This is a genomic window from Streptomyces canus (assembly GCF_001514145.1).
GTDB classification, from domain to species: domain Bacteria; phylum Actinomycetota; class Actinomycetes; order Streptomycetales; family Streptomycetaceae; genus Streptomyces; species Streptomyces canus.
The window spans coordinates 659,301-676,076 of the sequence record NZ_KQ948659.1 but is presented as its reverse complement, the minus strand read 5'-3'; the positions used below and the strand labels follow the sequence as shown (position 1 = coordinate 676,076).

Sequence of the window (16,776 nt, the reverse complement as noted above, 5' to 3'; positions counted from 1 at the left end):
CGCGCTTCGGCCGGTTCCGTTGACGGGGTTGAAACCGACCCGGAGAGTGGGTAATCCACGCGAGGGGGACAAGCGCGGTCTTGTCCGCGCCGCGGATCGGGGGGTCTGCCATGAGTGCGTCCATGAGCGCCGAGACGACGAAGCACGGCGTGAGGCTGCCGTGGGGCGACATCCTGCTGTCCGCCATAGCCGCCGTGAGCTGGGCGTTGATCGGGATGGCGGGTGCGGCCGCGCTCGGTCTGCATCTGCTGGAGGCCGATTCCGCGGCCTCGCTGGGCCCGATGACCGCGGCGGTTGTGGCTCTTGCGGCAGGTGGTTCGGTGACACCGTCCGGGGACGTGTCCGCGTTCGGATTGACGGGGGCGGAGGCGGCTACCGCCATCGAGATCACGCCATTGGGCGTCAGCCTGGTCGGCGCGGTGCTTTTGTCATGGTTCTTCCTACGGTCCCTGCGGGGCGCCGGAGCGGTGATCGCGCCGTCGGAACTCCTCGCGCGCGCGGGCTCGGTGGTCGCGCTGTTCACGGCGATGATGGGCGGGCTGGCCTGGGCGGGGCACGACGTCATCACGATCGACGGGGGCGCGCTCGGGCTCGACAAGCTGCCCGGCGCGGGCGGGAGCGGCGGCCTCGACATCCCCGGGCTGGGGGACGTCGGGGACATCGGCGGGCTGCTGCCCGACCAGATCGGCGGCCTCATCGACGCGAAGGCCGCGGTCGGCTTCACGGTGGACACCGCGCCGACACTGCTCGGCGGGCTCGGCTGGTCGGCCGGGATCCTGCTGGTCGCGCTGCTGGCGTCCCGTCGTTCGCCGCTGCCGCGCGGCTGGGAGGCCGTGCACCGCGTGGTACGGCCGGCTGTGTCCGCCCTCGTGACGGTGCTGCTGGTCGCGGTGGCCGCGGGGCTCTCGGCGGCGGCGTACGCGGCGATCGGCGACGACCGCCCCAAGCGGATCGCGGGAGCGGCGCTGCTCGGGGCGCCGAACGGGGTGTGGCTGGGCATCCCCATCGGCCTGTTCGTCCCCTTCGACGGCCGGGCGACGGGGGTGCTGACGAACTTCCTCCCGGACCCCCTGGACCGACTCCTCAACTCGGACTCCGACCAGTCGGTGTCCCTGAGTCGCCTGGCGGAGCTGGACGGGCGGGTGTGGCTGCTGGGGGTGGGGGCGGCGCTGATGATGCTGCTGGCGGGGGTGCTTACCGCTGTGCGAACGCCGGTGGGGGTTCGGGGGGACGGGATGGCGGGGGCGGTCGGGGGCGGCGCTGCTGGGCCGAGTGCGGTTGGTGGGGCGGGTACCGGGCGGGGTTGGGGTGCCGGTTCTGCGGGGGTGGGCTCTGAGGTCCTGCGGGATCCGGGGGCTCTTGGTTTCGCGGGGCGGTGTGCGCTACGGCTGGGGATCGCCACCGCGCTGGCTCTGCCGTTGCTCGCCTGGCTGACGGAGGTGTCGGTGGACGCCTCGCTGTCGGTGCTGGGCTTCGACGCGTTCGGCGCCGGGGTCCGGTTGCGGGGACAGCTCGGCATGGCGCTGCTGCTCGGGGCGCTGTGGGGCGCGGGGGCGGGGGCCGCGGGGGCGTTGCTGGCCCGGGCGACGGGGGCGGCGGGGTCCCGGGCGGCGGGGCTGGCACTGGGTGACTTGGCGGGGGGCGGGGCGGGGGCCGCGGCTGTGGGGGTGCAGGCGGCTGGGCCTGTCGGGGGTCCGCGGTATGGCGGTGCGGGTGGAGCGCATCAGCGTACGGACGGGCCGTATGGCAGTGGGGGCGAGACGGGTGGGAGGAGTGGGGGCGCGGCTTATGGGGGTGGCGCCGGGCCGTATGAGAGCGGGGGTGCGCTCTATGGAAGCGGCGCCGGGCCGCACGAAGGCGGGGACACGGCCTATGGAAGCGGCGTCGGACCGTACGAGAGCGGGGGCACGGCCTATGGAAGTGGGGCCGGGCCGTATGGGAGTGGGGCCGGGCCGCGTCGAGGTGTGGGTGGGGCTGGGGAGTACGAGGGGGGCGGGTCCGGGGCGTACGACAGCGCGTCGAGGTCGTACGAGGGCGGGATGGCGTCGTCGTACGACGACGGTGGGTCCGAGGCGTATGAGGGCGGGCCTGGGGCGTATGGCGGTGGGGCGGAGCGGTACGGCGGTGCGGGAGGCCCGCATGGCCCGGAGCCTGGCCCGCATGGCCGGGAGCCGTGGCCCTATGGCCGAGGGGCAGGGCACCAGGGCCGAGAGGCGGGGCCCTACGGCGGTGAGGCCGGGCCCCACGGCCGAGAGGCGGGGCCCTACGGTGATGGACCAGGACCCTACGGCGGTGAGCCGGGGCCCTACGTGCCGGGTACGCCTCATCGGCCTCCGAACCCGGCGACGAACCCGTATCTGCGGGTGCCGGATGAGTTGCAGGGGCCTGAGGATGCGCGGCCTGGTGGCGAGGGCCGGCCTGGGAACGGTCGGCGAGAACCCGGCGGTGAAGGCGGCGGACGGGCGCCTGGGGCGGAGGGCGGTTGGCGGGCACCGGGCCGTCAGGGCGTTGAGCGCGCTCCGCGGTATGAGGGTGGTCGGGAGGAACCGGGGGGAGAGGCGCCGGGAGCGTCGGGCACGGGATGGTCCGGTGGTGGGGCGCCGTCCGCTCCGGGTCCGCAACGGTCCGGTGGATACCGGCGGGACGAGGGGGCGGACGCGCCAGGCGGCAGCCCTGGGCCACGAGACAGGCCCGGCAGTAGCCCTCGACGACAGGACGGGCCGGGCGGCAGGCCTCCGCAGGACAGGCCGGGCGGCAGCCCTCGGCCGCAGGATGAGGTGGAGCCCTCCGAGGAGAACGCTCGGCTGTCGGACGAAGCGCGTCGGCCCGACGGATCGCGACCGCCCGACAACGTCTACGGCGCCCCCACGATGGCCCGCCCGATCGACCAGCCCCCTCGTTCACCGCAACGACCTCCCAGGCAGCGGCCGGGTGGCCGACGGTCGTCCTCCGGAGACGAGGGCCGTCAGTCGCCGCCACCGCCACCGCCTCCTCCCCCGCCACCACCACCGCCGGGGAAGCCGAAAGGGCGGCGCTGATACGGCGCCTGGCTTCTGCCTTCTGGGAGCCGTAGGACATGGCTGCCGTCTGCGCCGATGGCGTCGTCGGCTCCGGGCGGAACGCCGCCGACCACCGACCCTGCCCCCTCCGCCCAGCCCGCCGCACCGAAGACGTGTCCTGTATGCAAGGATCTCGCCACCTGCTCGACACCGAGTGTTCCGTGTCCGTCAGACGGACCGCGGGAGCAGCAGGCACTGGGTGCCGGATACGGTGGGAACACCATGAGCGCTTCGCAGACCTCGTCCTCCGACGTCCCCACCCTTCTCGTCAAGATCTTCGGGAAGGACAGGCCGGGCATCACGGCCGGCCTCTTCGACACCCTCGCCGCGTACTCGGTCGATGTCGTCGACATCGAGCAGGTCGTCACGCGTGGCCGCATGGTGCTGTGCGCGCTCGTGACCGCGCCGCCCCGCGCGCTGGAGGGCGACCTGCGGGCGACCGTCCACAGCTGGGCCGAGTCGATCAAGATGCAGGCGGAGATCATCTCCGGTCTCGGCGACAACCGGCCGCGAGGGCTGGGGCGTTCCCTGGTCACCGTGCTCGGTCACCCGCTCACCGCGGAGGCCACCGCCGCGATCGCCGCCAAGATCGCCAAGGCGGGCGGCAACATCGACCGTATCTTCCGGCTGGCCAAGTATCCGGTCACGGCCGTCGAGTTCGCGGTGTCCGGTGTGGTGACCGAAGCGCTGCGCACCGCGCTCGTCACGGACGCCGCCAAGCTCGGCGTCGACGTGGCCGTCGTCGCGGCCGGTCTGCACCGCCGGGCCCAGCGGCTCGTCGTCATGGACGTGGACTCCACGCTCATCCAGGACGAGGTGATCGAGCTCTTCGCCGCGCACGCCGGCTGCGAGGACGAGGTCGCCGAGGTGACCGCGGCCGCGATGCGCGGCGAGCTGGACTTCGAGCAGTCGCTGCACGCGCGCGTGGCGCTGTTGGAGGGGCTGGACGCCTCGGTCGTCGACAAGGTGCGCTCCGAGGTACGGCTGACGCCGGGCGCCCGCACCCTCATCCGTACGCTGAAGCGGCTCGGCTTCCAAGTCGGGGTCGTCTCGGGCGGATTCACCCAGGTCACCGATGATCTGAAGGACCGGCTGGGGCTGGACTTCGCCCAGGCCAACACGCTGGAGATCGTCGACGGGAAGCTGACGGGCAAGGTCACCGGGGAGATCGTGGACCGCGCGGGCAAGGCGCGGCTGCTGCGCCGGTTCGCCGCCGAGGCGGGAGTGCCGCTGTCCCAGACGGTGGCGATCGGCGACGGCGCCAATGACCTGGACATGCTCAACGCGGCCGGTCTCGGGGTCGCCTTCAACGCCAAGCCGGTGGTGCGGGAGGCCGCGCACACCGCGGTGAACGTGCCCTTCCTGGACACGGTGCTGTACCTGCTGGGCGTCACGCGCGAAGAGGTCGAGGCGGCGGACGCGCACGAGGAGGACTGACCGACACATCGGCAGGGGCCCGGCACCATCACGGTGCCGGGCCCCTGCCGTGTCACGTACCGGTGGGATCGCCGTCAGTCGGACGGTGCCCAGTAGTCGGCGAGGGAGGCCGCGCCCGGCTCCAGGGTCTTCCAGGGGCCGCTGAACGTCAGGACGGCGAAGGCGGCGGCCGGGAAGCCGCGTGCGCTCATCCGCTGGCGGGCGTCACCCTCAGCGGCGCCGGCGAGGACGTCGGCGATACCCTGCACGCCCGGGTTGTGGCCGATCAGGACGACGTTCTGCACGTCGTCCGGGGTCTCGTTCAGCACGGCGATCAGCTCGCCGGGAGAGGCCTCGTAGATCCGCTCCTCGTAGACCGTTTTCGGCCGGTGCGGGAACTCCTGCACGGCGAGCTTCCAGGTCTCACGGGTCCGGGTCGCGGTGGAGCAGAGGGCCAGGTCGAAGGGGATGCCGGAGTCGACCAGTCGTCGTCCGGCCTCCGCTGCTTCTTTGCGGCCACGGTCGGCGAGCGGCCGCTCATGATCGGTCACCTGCGGCCAGTCGGCTTTCGCATGCCGGAAAAGGACAATCCTGCGGGGTTCTGCGACGCTCATGGGATCCAGCTTCGCATGAAACAGGCCACGGGGCGCAGGGAGTTGACGGGCGGCTTTATGGGTGCTCAGCGCGATATCAGCTGCTGTACGCGCTCCAGGAACTGGGTGACGGCCGGGTCACCGGAGGCGGCGTGCGCGTCGGCGGGGTTGAGGATGAGGGCCAGGAGCACCACGAAGGCGAGCGTCGGCAGGGCGAGGGCCCACCAGGGCAGCCGGATGTCGACGCCGCCCCGGGACGCCGGGTGGGGCGGGGTGTGCGTAGGGGCCGACATGAGTGCCTCCGCTGTCTTCGAGTGGCCGGTGGGCGGTGACCGGTGTGGCGCGGTCACATCTCGAAGTTACGGAACCGGGGGCTCTCAACCCATCCGGAGGTCCACCCAGTTGACCCTGACACTCACCCCCTAGGGGACAGGGGGTCAACCCCACCATCGGACCCGGGGAACGGGGCCCGGATCAGGGCGAGGCGATCGTCGCGATGATCGCGATGACGACGAAGATGGCGAAGAACGAGCCGAAGACCAGCAGCATCTTCTTCTGGCCGTTCTGGGGGTTCGGATCGAGCACTGGCATACGGCCAGTCTCGCACCCCGGCCTCTTACCCAGGCTGCCGGGGTGACCTCAGCGGGCCGCCTCGTCCTCCACCGTACGGTCGCGGCCCGCGAGCACCCCGACCGCCATCTGCGGGACCATCAGGCCGACCATGAGCGCGATCGGCAGGCCCCAGCCGCCGCTGTGCTGGTACAGCACACCCACCAGGAGCGGTCCGGGGATGGAGATCAGATAGCCGGTGCTCTGCGCGAAGGCGGACAGCTGGGCCACGCCCGCGCCGGTCCTGGCCCGCATCCCGACCATGGTGAGGGCCAGCGGGAAGGCGCAGTTGGAGACGCCGAGCAGGACGGCCCAGGCCCAGGCACCGGCTGCCGGGGCGAGGTACAGGCCCGCGTATCCGGCGAGACCGCAGGCGCCGAGCGCGATCACGATCGGGCCCTGGTGCGGCAGCCGCGTGGCCACGCGCGGGATGACGAAGGCCAGCGGGACACCCATCACCATGGTGACCGCCAGCAGCAGTCCTGCCGTGCCGGCGGACACGCCCGCGTCCCGGAAGATCTGCGCCATCCAGCCCATGGTGATGTAGGCGGCGGTGGCCTGGAGCCCGAAGAACACGGCGAGTGCCCAGGCGGTCCGGCTCCGGGTGATCCGCAGCCTGGGCGGCTCCACCCGCGCGTGCACCTGCCGGACCGGCCCTGCCCCGTCCACGCGCGCGTGGACATGCCCGGAGACCCCTCGCACGGCCTCCCGCTCCGCCGGGGCGGCTCCCCGGTCCCGTACGAGCGGGATCCACGGCAGTACGGCCGCCGCGGCCAGGCCCGCCCACACCGCGAGCCCGGACTGCCAGCTCCCGCCCAGTGCCTCGGTCACCGGCACGGTCACGGCGGCCGCGGCCGCCGTGCCGAGGGCGAGGGCCATCGAGTACAGGCCGGTCATGGAGCCGACCCGGTCGGGGAACCAGCGCTTGACGATGACCGGCATCAGGACGTTGCTGACGGCGATGCCCATGAGGGTGAGTGCGCTGGCGGCCAGGAAGCCCACCGTGGAGCCCGTGTACGGCCGTATGAGCAGACCTGCCGTGATGGCGACCATGCCCGCGCACACCACCGCGCCCGCGCCGAAACGGCGGGCCAGACGCGGGGCCATGACGCCGAAGACGGCGAAGCACAGCGGGGGCACCGAGGTGAGCAGGCCGGCCACGCTGCCGCTCATGCCGAGTCCGTCGCGCACCTCTTCGAGGAGGGCGCCGAGACTGGTGATGGCGGGTCGGAGGTTGAGAGCGGAGAGCACGATGCCGACGACGACCAGGCGCACCGCCCACGCGCGCGTGGCGGGCACCGCGGCTCCCTCCTCCGGCCCGACACCGGAATCGCGCGTGATCGCGGAACCGCGTGCGGTCGCGGAACCGGGTGCGGTCGTGGACTTCAGTGTCCGGGTTTCCTCGCGTGCCATGCCGCCCATCATAGAATCATAGGATGATTGGTTGTCCATCCCCGGGGCGTCCTCGTTCGTCCCGCCCGTGCGAAGGTGTGCCATGCCCCTGAGCCATCCCCGCCGCTCGGCGCTGTCCGAGCAGGTCATCGCCGCGCTGCGCAACCAGATCACCTCGGGCGAATGGCCGGTCGGCTCCCGGATCCCGACGGAACCCGAACTGGTCGAGCAGCTGGGGGTCGCCCGCAACACCGTCCGCGAGGCGGTCCGCGCGCTCGCCCACAACGGCCTGTTGGACATCCGTCAGGGCTCGGGGACGTACGTCGTGGCGACCAGTGAGCTGGCCGGCGTGATGCACCGCCGGTTCGCCGACGCGGACCCCCGGCACATCGCCGAGCTGCGTTCCACCCTGGAGTCGTCCGCGGCGCGGCTGGCCGCCGAGCGGCGCACCGAGAAGGACCTCAAGCAGCTCGACGCGCTTCTCGTCCGGCGCGATCAGGCCTGGGAGTCGGGCGACGCGGAGGCCTTCGTGACCGCGGACTCCACCTTTCACCTGGCCGTGGTGGCCGCCTCCCACAACGACGTGATGACCGAGATGTACGCGGACCTCGGCGAGGTGCTGCGGGACTGGCTGCGTGAGGACGTCGGCGAGGAGCTGACACCGGAGACGTACATGGACCACGCCCCGCTCGTCGACGCGATCCGCGCGGGCGACGCGGCGGCGGCCGCCGAGGAGGCGGCCGGTTACCCCTTCCTGTGCCGTCCGGGACGGTTCAGCGCGCCAGCTTCCGGTGGCTGACCCACACCGAGCGGACCTCTTTCCAGCACCGCCCGGTCAGCCGCACGGTCTGCGCGGGCCCGGCCTGGACCTCGGCGCCGTCGCTGTCGAGGTCCCACCAGCGGTCGCACTCGATGTGCAGGCGGACGCCGTCGGTGCGCGGATAGGGGTTGTGGCAGTAGGTGGTCACCCGGGAGCCGGTGATCCTGCTGCGGCAGGAGGCGCCGAACAGCTCCGAAGCCGCGGCTCCGGGCGCTTGCACACGCTCGTGCGGCATCGCTTCGTACGACAAGGAGATCACGAGGCAGACGGCTGCGGTCACTGAGGCCAGACAGCGGGACAGGCGCACAAGGGGACCTCCTCGGCCGTGCTGGGGAGGGAATCGCGAGGTGAACGCGTAATCCAGGGTGCCCAGTTGCAGGCCGTGCGCGCCCGGCCTGGTAGGCCGAACGGGGGACGCCCCGCTCCCTGGGGGAACGGGGCGTCGTTGACGTACAGGAGATCAGGCTCCGATGGCGTGCAGGCCGCCGTCCACGTGGATGATCTCGCCGGTGGTCTTCGGGAACCAGTCGCTCAGCAGGGCCACGATGCCCTTGCCGGCCGGCTCCGGGTCCTTGAGGTCCCACTCCAGCGGGGAGCGGTTGTCCCACACGGCGGCCAGGTCGCTGAAGCCCGGGATGGACTTGGCGGCCATCGAGGCGAGCGGGCCCGCGGAGATGAGGTTGCAGCGGATGTTCTGCTTGCCCAGGTCGCGCGCGACGTAGCGGCTGGTGGCCTCCAGGGCGGCCTTGGCCGGGCCCATCCAGTCGTACTGCGGCCAGGCGTACTGCGCGTCGAAGGTGAGGCCGACGACCGAGCCGCCGTTCTGCATGAGGGGCAGGCAGGCCATGGTGAGCGACTTCAGGGAGTACGCCGAGACGTGCATGGCCGTGGCCACGGACTCGAACGGCGTGTTCAGGAAGTTGCCGCCGAGTGCGTCCTGCGGCGCGAAGCCGATGGAGTGCACGACGCCGTCGAGGCCGCCGAGCTCCTCGCCGACGATGTCGGCCAGGCGGCCGAGGTGCTCGTCGTTGGTGACGTCGAGCTCGATGACCTTGGTGGGCTTGGGGAGCTTCTTGGCGATGCGCTCGGTCAGCGTGGGCCGCGGGAACGCGGTCAGGATGATCTCGGCGCCCTGCTCCTGGGCCAGCTTGGCGGCGTGGAAGGCGATGGAGGACTCCATCAGCACACCGGTGATCAGGACGCGCTTGCCCTCGAGAATTCCGCTCATGGTGTTCAGTGACCCATTCCCAGTCCGCCGTCAACGGGGATGACGGCTCCAGTGATGTACGAGGCGTCGTCCGAGGCGAGGAACCGCACCGTCGCGGCGACCTCCTCGGGCTGCGCGTAACGACCGAGCGGCACCTGCTTCACGATGCCCTCGCGCTGCTCGTCGGTGAGCACCTTGGTCATGTCGGTGTCGACGAAGCCGGGCGCGACGACGTTGAAGGTGATGTTGCGCGAGCCCAGCTCACGGGCGAGGGAGCGCGCGAAGCCGACGAGGGCGGCCTTGGAGGCGGCGTAGTTGGCCTGGCCGGGGCCGCCGTAGAGACCGACGACCGAGGAGATCAGGACGACCCGGCCCTTCTTGGCGCGCAGCATGCCGCGGTTGGCGCGCTTGACCACGCGGAAGGTGCCGGTGAGGTTGGTGTCGACGACCGAGGTGAAGTCCTCCTCGGACATGCGCATCAGGAGCTGGTCCTTGGTGATGCCGGCGTTGGCGATCAGAACCTCGACCGGACCGTGCTCGGCCTCGATCTCCTTGTAGGCCTGCTCCACCTGCTCGGAGTCGGTGATGTCGCACTTGACCGCAAGGAAGCCGGCCGGCGGCTCACCCGAGCGGTACGTGATCGCGACCTTGTCGCCGGCGTCGGCGAATGCGCGGGCGATGGCGAGGCCGATGCCCCGGTTGCCTCCGGTGACGAGAACCGAGCGGCTCAACGGATCACCCTTTCCATAGGGGTCTGACACACCCGCCCGAACACGTGGATGGCAGGCGGCTTCCCCGAAAACCTATCGGGCCGGTCGCTGTCAGGGACATTCGGGCACCGACAGTGGCTTACGGGACTCGCTGTCGGGTCCCTACAGAAAGTTGCCGGCAGCGGTCACAAACGTGTGGTCCGCGCACCGGTCGCCGCGACATGATCGGGGGCAGCCCCTCGCCCACCTCATGCCGACAGGAAGAGACCCAGGTGCCTCATACCATCGACGAAGCCTTCACAGCGCTTCCCCTACGTGCCCTCGCCGATGCCGCGCTGGCACGCGCGCGTGCGCTCGGCGCCGAGCACGCGGACTTCCGGTTCGAGCGGGTGCGCAGCGCGTCCTGGCGGCTCAGGGACGCCAAGCCGTCCGGGTCCTCGGACACCACCGACCTCGGGTACGCGGTGCGGGTCGTTCACGGCGGCACCTGGGGCTTCGCGTCCGGCGTGGACCTGACCCTGGACGCCGCCGCCAAGGTCGCCTCGCAGGCCGTGGCCATGGCGAAGCTCTCCGCCCAGGTGATCCGCGCGGCCGGGTCCGACGAGCGGGTGGAGCTGGCCGGTGAGCCCGTGCACGCCGACCGTACGTGGATCTCGTCGTACGAGATCGATCCGTTCTCCGTGCCCGACGAGGAGAAGGCGGCGCTGCTCGCCGACTGGAGCGCGCGGCTGCTGGCGGCGGACGGGGTCAACCACGTCGACGCCTCGCTGCTCACCGTGCACGAGAACAAGTTCTACGCCGACACCGCCGGCACCGTGACCACACAGCAGCGGGTCCGGCTGCACCCGCAGCTGACCGCGGTGTCGGTCGACGAGTCCAGTGGCGAGTTCGACTCGATGCGGACCATCGCTCCGCCGGTCGGCCGCGGCTGGGAGTACCTCACGGGCACCGGCTGGGACTGGGAGAGCGAGCTGGAGCAGATCCCGCAGCTGCTCGCCGAGAAGATGCGGGCGCCCAGCGTCGAGGCGGGCCTGTACGACCTCGTCGTCGACCCGTCCAACCTGTGGCTGACCATTCACGAGTCCATCGGCCACGCCACCGAGCTGGACCGCGCGCTCGGCTACGAGGCGGCCTACGCCGGCACCTCCTTCGCCACCTTCGACCAGCTCGGCAAGCTCAGGTACGGCTCCGAGCTGATGAACGTCACCGGTGACCGCACCGCCGAGCACGGCCTCGCGACCATCGGCTACGACGACGAGGGCGTCGAGGGCCAGTCCTGGGACCTGGTGAAGGACGGCACCCTCGTCGGCTACCAACTGGACCGGCGGATCGCGAAGCTGACCGGGTTCGAGCGCTCCAACGGGTGCGCCTATGCCGACTCCCCCGGGCACGTCCCGGTGCAGCGCATGGCCAACGTGTCGCTCCAGCCCGACCCGGCCGGGATGTCGACCGAGGACCTCATCGGGAGCGTGGACCGCGGCATCTACGTCGTCGGGGACCGGTCCTGGTCGATCGACATGCAGCGCTACAACTTCCAGTTCACCGGCCAGCGGTTCTTCAGGATCGAGAACGGGCGGATCACCGGGCAGCTGCGGGACGTCGCCTACCAGGCGACCACCACCGACTTCTGGGGCTCGATGGCCGCGGTGGGCGGCCCGCAGACCTATGTCCTCGGCGGCGCCTTCAACTGCGGCAAGGCCCAGCCCGGCCAGGTCGCGGCCGTCTCGCACGGCTGCCCGTCGGCCCTCTTCAAGGGCGTCAACATTCTGAACACCACGCAGGAGGCCGGTCGATGAGCGCCCGCACCAACAAGCCGCACGAAATCGTCGAGCGGGCCCTCGCGCTGTCCCAGGCCGACGGCTGTGTCGTGATCGCCGACGAGCAGTCGACCGCCAACCTGCGCTGGGCGGGCAACGCCCTCACCACGAACGGCGTCACGCGCGGGCGCACGCTCACGGTCGTCGCGACCGTCGACGGCAAGGAAGGCACCGCCTCCGGCGTGGTCTCCCGGTCCGCGGTGACCGCGGACGAGCTGGAGCCCCTGGTGCGGGCCGCGGAGGCCGCCGCGCGCGGTGCCGCGCCCGCGGAGGACGCCCAGCCGCTGGTCACGGGCGTACCGGAGTCCCCGGACTTCACGGACGCGCCCGCCGAGACCTCCTCGGCCGTCTTCGCCGATTTCGCGCCGGCGCTCGGTGAGTCCTTCGCACGCGCGCGTGCGGGCGGCCGCGAGCTGTACGGCTTCGCCAACCACGAACTCGTGTCCACCTATGTGGGCACGTCCACAGGACTGCGGCTGCGCCACGACCAGCCCAACGGCACGCTGGAGCTCAACGCCAAGTCGCCGGACCGGACCCGCTCGGCCTGGGCCGGACGCTCCACCCGGGACTTCAAGGACGTCGACCCGGGGGCGCTGGACGCCGAGCTCGCCGTACGCCTGGGATGGGCCGAGCGGCGCCACCAGCTGCCCGCCGGGCGGTACGAGACGCTGCTGCCGCCGACCGCGGTCGCCGACCTGCTGATCTACCAGTTGTGGTCGGCGTCGGGCCGGGACGCGGCCGAGGGACGGACGGTGTTCTCCAAGCCGGGCGGCGGCACCCGGGTCGGCGAGAGGCTGACCGAGCTGCCGCTGACCCTGCGCAGCGACCCGAACGAGCCGGGCCTGGAATCCGCGCCCTTCGTGGTCGCGCACTCCTCCGGGGGCGATCAGTCGGTGTTCGACAACGGTCTGCCGGTCGCCGCCACCGACTGGATCCGGCAGGGTGAGCTGGCGCATCTGATGACGACCCGGCACAGCGCGGGCCTGACCGGGCTGCCCGTCGCCCCGGCGGCCGGCAGCCTCGTCCTCGACGGAGGCTCGGACGTGTCGCTGGAGGAGATGGTCGCGAACACCACACGCGGGCTGCTGCTGACCTGCCTCTGGTACATCCGCGAGGTCGACCCGGCCACCCTGCTGCTCACCGGGCTGACCCGGGACGGCGTGTACCTCGTCGAGAACGGCGAGGTGACCGGCGAGGTCAACAACTTCCGATTCAACGAGTCGCCGGTCGGCCTGCTGGGGCGGACGACGGAGGCGGGACGGACGGAGAAGACCCTGCCGAGGGAGTGGAGCGACTACTTCACCAGGGCCGCGATGCCGGCGCTGCGGGTGCCGGATTTCAATATGAGTTCTGTCAGTCAGGGCGTATAACCTCGTAGCCGGTAGTCACTCGACTGCCCGAGGACCTTTCGAGGAGATACGAGAACCGTGACGGACATCGTCGACGAGCTGAAGTGGCGGGGCCTGTGGGCCCTGTCCACTGACGAGGACGCTTTGCGCAAGGCGCTCGCGGACGGTCCCGTCACGTTCTATTGCGGCTTCGACCCCACGGCGGCCAGCCTGCACGTCGGTCACCTGGTGCAGGTCCTCACCATGCGCCGGCTCCAGCAGGCGGGCCTGCGCCCGCTGGCGCTGGTGGGCGGGGCGACCGGTCAGATCGGCGACCCCCGCCCCACGGCCGAGCGCACGCTGAACGACCCGGAGACGGTCGCGAACTGGGTGTCCCGGCTGCGCGCGCAGATCGAGCCGTTCCTGTCCTTCGAGGGCGAGAACGCCGCGGTCATGGTGAACAACCTGGACTGGACGGCAGGGATGTCGGCCATCGAGTTCCTCCGGGACATCGGTAAGCACTTCCGTGTCAACAAGATGCTCACCAAGGACTCGGTCGCGCGCCGGCTGGAGTCCCAGGAGGGCATCAGCTACACGGAGTTCAGCTACCAGCTGCTCCAGGGCATGGACTTCCTGGAGCTGTACCGGCGGTACGGCTGCACGCTGCAGCAGGGCGGCAGCGACCAGTGGGGCAACCTCACGGCGGGGCTCGATCTGATCCACAAGCTGGAGCCCGAGGCCGAGGCGCACTGTCTCGCGACGCCGCTGATGGTCAAGGCGGACGGCACCAAGTTCGGCAAGACCGAGGGCGGCGCCGTCTGGCTCGACCCGGAGATGACGACGCCGTACGCGTTCTACCAGTTCTGGCTGAACGTGGACGACCGGGACATCTCGACGTACCTGCGCATCCTGTCCTTCAGGTCCCGTGAGGAGCTCGAGGAGCTGGAGAAGCAGACCGAGGAGCGTCCGCAGGCCCGGGCCGCGCAGCGGGCGCTGGCGGAGGAGCTGACGACGCTGGTGCACGGTGCCGACCAGACGGCCGCCGTGATCGCCGCGAGCCGTGCCCTCTTCGGGCAGGGCGAGCTGGCGGAGCTGGACGAGAAGACGCTGACCGCGGCGCTCTCGGAGGTACCGCACATCCGGGTCGCCGAGCTCGGTGCCGTCGTGGATCTGTTCGCCGAGGTGGGACTCGTGGCCAGCAAGTCGGCCGCGCGGCGGACGGTGAAGGAGGGCGGGGCCTACGTGAACAACGTCAAGGTCTCGGCCGAGGACGCGGTGGCCGCCAAGGAGGACCTGCTCCACGGTCGCTGGCTGGTGCTGCGCCGGGGCAAGAAGAACCTGGCCGCGGTCGAGGTCACCTCGGCCTAGGTCCTGAGCACAGCAGAAGGGGCGCCTCTCCCGGTGGAGGGCGCCCCCTTCGTCGTACGGCTCTCAGGTCCGGTGGTGTTTCCTCTTGCCCAGCGTCGCCATGTAGAGCATGTCGCCGAAGCCGACGATGATGATCGCGGCGATGAGCTGGAAGACGTGGCGGCTCCAGTCGATGCCGGGGGTCTCGTCCACGCCGAACCCGCGCGCCATGGCATTGCCGGCGACGGCGCCGAGCATGCCGAAGATGGTGGTCAGCCAGAGGGGACTGTGCTGTTTCCCGGGGATGATGGCCTTGGCGATCAGGCCCAGCACGAATCCCACGATGATCGCCCACAACCAGCCCATGGCTGCCTCCTCGTACGGCTCGACGTGAGCACTACGGTCAGTGTCGATCCGTTCGGGCTACGCCGCATGCCGGGTGCGGCCGTACGTGCCGGGAGCGAGACCGTTCGCCCAGGCGGGAGGTGCCCCGGTCTCGTAGGCGGCGCAGACGCGGCGTAACGTGGGAGCTGTCCGGGCCCGGTACCTCCACCGGGTACGGAGCGGATGCGGGGAACGGGGAGAGTCCGATGCGGGCGGATGGTGGAATGTGATGCGGAAGCAACATGGCGGCGGCAGCGCCCAGGTGTTCCGGATCACCGGAGCCAGGACGAGCCTCCAGGAGGACGTGCGCGGACGTCAGCGCCGGTACGTCATCTCGATGACGGTCCGTACGATTTCCGTGGTGCTCGCGGCCACGCTCTGGAACGTCGAACGCCACGTCGCGATCGTCGCGCTGGTGCTCGGGGCGGTTCTGCCCTATATCGCCGTCGTCATCGCGAACGCGGGGCGGGAGAACGCGCCCTCATTGCCGTCGACCTTCGTGACCGCTCCCACGCCGCCGACGATCATGCCGCCGCGAGCCGAGGACGACTTCGCGGAACCCGTGCCGGAAGCTGGTGCGGGCGGGGCCGCGTCGGGTGCGCGCGGCGAACCCCGCGAGCGGACCTGAAGCACCAAGCTCAAGGAAAGCTCAGATCAATCATGTTGTTCCAGTGCCGTACGACGGGTTACCCGTGACATACTTCCTACGCGCTCCGCATCCCCCGTCGGAGCGACAGACCGACGCCGGGCAGCTCCCCCCGTGGCTGCTCGGCGTCGCCTTTTCCCCCACTTCTTTTCCCGCTCGTTTTCCCCGCTTGTGAGACGAAATCCGTGAGTGACGAGACCCCGATCTGCTCCGCGAAGGGCTGCCGCGCCGACGCCGTGTGGGTGCTCGCGTGGAACAACCCGAAGATCCACACGCCGGAGCGGCGCAAGACGTGGCTGGCCTGTGAGGAGCACCGGGAGCATCTGTCGCAGTTCCTCGGGGTGCGGGGCTTCCTCAAGGATGTCGTGAAGTTCGAGGACTGGCAGGCGCCCGAGGGGGCCTAGCCGCCGATCGCCGACATCGGCCGGTCCGGCTGGACGAACGTCGGGTCGTCCAGGCCCGCTCCCGCCTTCTTGCCCCACATCGCCTCGCGCCAGATGCGGGCGATCTCCTCGTCGGGAGCGTCGGAGCGCAGTGCGGCTCGGAGGTCTGTCTCCTCGCGGGCGAAGAGGCAGTTGCGTATCTGACCGTCGGCCGTGAGGCGGGTGCGGTCGCAGGCCGCGCAGAACGGGCGGGTGACCGAGGCGATGACGCCCACGACGTGTGGACCGCCGTTCACGATCCAGCGTTCCGCGGGGGCTGAGCCGCGCTTCTCCGAGCCCTCCTCGGTGAGGTCGAAGCGGGTGCGCAGGGAGGTCAGGATGTCCCCGGCGGTGATCATGCCGTCGCGCTTCCAGCCGTGCTGGGCGTCCAGGGGCATCTGCTCGATGAAGCGCAGTTCGTAGTCGTGCTCCACCGCCCAGGCGAGGAGGTCGGGGGCCTCGTCGTCGTTCAGTCCGGGCATCAGGACGGAGTTCACCTTGACCGGGGTCAGGCCCGCCTCGCGGGCCGCGTCCAGGCCCTCCAGGACGTCCTGGTGGCGGCTGCGGCGGGTGAGGGTCTTGAAGACGTCCGGACGCAGGGTGTCCAGGGAGACGTTGACCCGGTCCAGCCCGGCGGCCTTGAGGGCGGTGGCGGTGCGCTTGAGGCCGATGCCGTTGGTGGTGAGGGACATCTGGGGCCGCGGCTCCAGAGCCGCGACACGCTCGACGATGCCGACCAGGCCGGGGCGCAGCAGGGGCTCACCGCCGGTGAAGCGGACCTCCTCGATACCGAGGGAGGTGACGGCTATGTCGATCAGGCGGACGATCTCGTCGTCGGTGAGCAGATCGGGCTTGGCCAGCCACTGCAGGCCCTCTTCCGGCATGCAGTACGTGCACCGCAGATTGCAGCGGTCGGTCAGTGAGACTCGCAGGTCGGTGGCCACCCGGCCGTAGGTGTCGATGAGCACGTGGGCCCCCTCCCTCGTCGCGGATCAGTGCCGACTCCATCGGTTTCCGTCACTTGCG

The 16,776-nt window shown here is 71.1% G+C and carries 16 protein-coding genes and 1 pseudogene; 8 read left to right on the top strand and 9 right to left on the bottom strand.

Translation table 11 applies throughout. The annotated features are described in order from the left end of the window. Positions 1-122 precede the first annotated feature (122 nt). Positions 123-1,694 (top strand): annotated as a pseudogene (locus AQJ46_RS58445) (streptophobe family protein); the annotation flags it as partial. Positions 1,695-3,281: 1,587 nt separating this feature from the next. Continuing rightward, on the top strand, positions 3,282-4,496 hold the full coding sequence (gene serB, locus AQJ46_RS16700; protein WP_059206319.1) for a phosphoserine phosphatase SerB: 1,215 nt from the start codon (positions 3,282-3,284) through the stop codon (positions 4,494-4,496). 74 nt (positions 4,497-4,570) lie between these two features. Here serB and AQJ46_RS16695 read toward each other — a convergent pair whose 3' ends face one another. From AQJ46_RS16695 to AQJ46_RS16685, 4 genes are all read right to left on the bottom strand, one after another. Continuing rightward, entirely contained in the window at positions 4,571-5,089 is a 519-nt protein-coding gene (locus AQJ46_RS16695; protein ID WP_059206318.1) for a SixA phosphatase family protein, read from the bottom strand. Positions 5,090-5,154: 65 nt separating this feature from the next. Further along, positions 5,155-5,361, bottom strand: coding sequence for a hypothetical protein (locus AQJ46_RS16690; RefSeq protein ID WP_059206317.1), 207 nt, complete (start codon positions 5,359-5,361; stop codon positions 5,155-5,157). Positions 5,362-5,542: 181 nt separating this feature from the next. Beyond that, positions 5,543-5,659, bottom strand: a complete 117-nt coding sequence (locus tag AQJ46_RS58440; RefSeq protein WP_086724758.1) for an SGM_5486 family transporter-associated protein — start codon at positions 5,657-5,659, stop codon at positions 5,543-5,545. A gap of 48 nt (positions 5,660-5,707) precedes the next feature. Further along, the gene (locus AQJ46_RS16685; RefSeq protein WP_079072295.1) at positions 5,708-7,102 is read right to left on the bottom strand and encodes a CynX/NimT family MFS transporter; all 1,395 of its coding nucleotides are present in this window, start codon (positions 7,100-7,102) and stop codon (positions 5,708-5,710) included. A gap of 70 nt (positions 7,103-7,172) precedes the next feature. Here AQJ46_RS16685 and AQJ46_RS16680 point away from each other — a divergent pair, with 70 nt between their 5' ends. Further along, complete coding sequence (locus AQJ46_RS16680) at positions 7,173-7,868, top strand: FadR/GntR family transcriptional regulator (protein WP_059206316.1); 696 nt, start codon at positions 7,173-7,175, stop codon at positions 7,866-7,868. Here AQJ46_RS16680 and AQJ46_RS16675 read toward each other — a convergent pair. The 3 genes from AQJ46_RS16675 to fabG all read right to left on the bottom strand — a co-directional run bounded on the left by AQJ46_RS16675 (position 7,843) and on the right by fabG (position 9,827). Continuing rightward, positions 7,843-8,196, bottom strand: coding sequence for a hypothetical protein (locus AQJ46_RS16675; protein WP_059206315.1), 354 nt, complete (start codon positions 8,194-8,196; stop codon positions 7,843-7,845). The two genes, AQJ46_RS16680 and AQJ46_RS16675, sit on opposite strands and share 26 nt — an antisense overlap. 153 nt (positions 8,197-8,349) lie before the next feature. Then, positions 8,350-9,117 (bottom strand): enoyl-ACP reductase FabI, encoded by a 768-nt coding sequence (gene fabI, locus AQJ46_RS16670; RefSeq protein ID WP_059206314.1) that lies wholly within the window; start codon positions 9,115-9,117, stop codon positions 8,350-8,352. 5 nt (positions 9,118-9,122) lie between these two features. Continuing rightward, positions 9,123-9,827 (bottom strand): 3-oxoacyl-[acyl-carrier-protein] reductase, encoded by a 705-nt coding sequence (gene fabG / locus AQJ46_RS16665; RefSeq protein ID WP_057618188.1) that lies wholly within the window; start codon positions 9,825-9,827, stop codon positions 9,123-9,125. 251 nt (positions 9,828-10,078) lie between these two features. Between fabG and AQJ46_RS16660 the strand changes: the two genes are divergently transcribed. Genes AQJ46_RS16660 through tyrS form a run of 3 tightly spaced genes read left to right on the top strand, consistent with a single transcriptional unit; the run spans position 10,079 to position 14,319 of the window. After that, positions 10,079-11,602 (top strand): TldD/PmbA family protein, encoded by a 1,524-nt coding sequence (locus AQJ46_RS16660; RefSeq protein ID WP_059206313.1) that lies wholly within the window; start codon positions 10,079-10,081, stop codon positions 11,600-11,602. Then, a complete protein-coding gene (locus AQJ46_RS16655; RefSeq protein ID WP_059206312.1) occupies positions 11,599-12,993 on the top strand; it encodes a metallopeptidase TldD-related protein in 1,395 nt (464 codons plus the stop codon). Before AQJ46_RS16660 ends, AQJ46_RS16655 begins: the two co-directional genes overlap by 4 nt. A 57-nt stretch (positions 12,994-13,050) precedes the next feature. Continuing rightward, positions 13,051-14,319 carry a tyrosine--tRNA ligase gene (gene tyrS / locus AQJ46_RS16650; RefSeq protein ID WP_057618191.1) on the top strand — a complete coding sequence of 423 codons (1,269 nt, stop codon included), beginning with the start codon at positions 13,051-13,053 and terminating at the stop codon, positions 14,317-14,319. A gap of 63 nt (positions 14,320-14,382) precedes the next feature. Here the strand turns inward: tyrS and AQJ46_RS16645 are convergent, their stop codons facing one another. Further along, entirely contained in the window at positions 14,383-14,664 is a 282-nt protein-coding gene (locus AQJ46_RS16645) for a GlsB/YeaQ/YmgE family stress response membrane protein (RefSeq protein WP_059206311.1), read from the bottom strand. Positions 14,665-14,911: 247 nt separating this feature from the next. On the opposite strand from AQJ46_RS16645, the gene AQJ46_RS16640 reads away from it, so the two are divergent. Next, positions 14,912-15,310 carry a DUF3099 domain-containing protein gene (locus AQJ46_RS16640; RefSeq protein WP_208616941.1) on the top strand — a complete coding sequence of 133 codons (399 nt, stop codon included), beginning with the start codon at positions 14,912-14,914 and terminating at the stop codon, positions 15,308-15,310. 203 nt (positions 15,311-15,513) lie between these two features. After that, complete coding sequence (locus tag AQJ46_RS16635) at positions 15,514-15,732, top strand: hypothetical protein (protein WP_057618194.1); 219 nt, start codon at positions 15,514-15,516, stop codon at positions 15,730-15,732. Here the strand turns inward: AQJ46_RS16635 and moaA are convergent. Continuing rightward, the gene (gene moaA, locus AQJ46_RS16630; protein ID WP_059206309.1) at positions 15,729-16,718 is read right to left on the bottom strand and encodes a GTP 3',8-cyclase MoaA; all 990 of its coding nucleotides are present in this window, start codon (positions 16,716-16,718) and stop codon (positions 15,729-15,731) included. The genes AQJ46_RS16635 and moaA overlap by 4 nt on opposite strands. Positions 16,719-16,776: the final 58 nt, after the last annotated feature.

Bases quoted from the DNA above. Each gene is read 5' to 3' on its own strand.
- serB (WP_059206319.1), top strand. From the start codon at position 3,282: ATGAGCGCTTCGCAGACCTCGTCCTCCGACGTCCCCACCCTTCTCGTC.
- AQJ46_RS16695 (WP_059206318.1), bottom strand. From the start codon at position 5,089: ATGAGCGTCGCAGAACCCCGCAGGATTGTCCTTTTCCGGCATGCGAAA.
- AQJ46_RS16690 (WP_059206317.1), bottom strand. From the start codon at position 5,361: ATGTCGGCCCCTACGCACACCCCGCCCCACCCGGCGTCCCGGGGCGGC.
- AQJ46_RS58440 (WP_086724758.1), bottom strand. From the start codon at position 5,659: ATGCCAGTGCTCGATCCGAACCCCCAGAACGGCCAGAAGAAGATGCTG.
- AQJ46_RS16685 (WP_079072295.1), bottom strand. From the start codon at position 7,102: ATGATGGGCGGCATGGCACGCGAGGAAACCCGGACACTGAAGTCCACG.
- AQJ46_RS16680 (WP_059206316.1), top strand. From the start codon at position 7,173: ATGCCCCTGAGCCATCCCCGCCGCTCGGCGCTGTCCGAGCAGGTCATC.
- fabI (WP_059206314.1), bottom strand. From the start codon at position 9,117: ATGAGCGGAATTCTCGAGGGCAAGCGCGTCCTGATCACCGGTGTGCTG.
- AQJ46_RS16655 (WP_059206312.1), top strand. From the start codon at position 11,599: ATGAGCGCCCGCACCAACAAGCCGCACGAAATCGTCGAGCGGGCCCTC.
- AQJ46_RS16645 (WP_059206311.1), bottom strand. From the start codon at position 14,664: ATGGGCTGGTTGTGGGCGATCATCGTGGGATTCGTGCTGGGCCTGATC.
- AQJ46_RS16640 (WP_208616941.1), top strand. From the start codon at position 14,912: ATGCGGAAGCAACATGGCGGCGGCAGCGCCCAGGTGTTCCGGATCACC.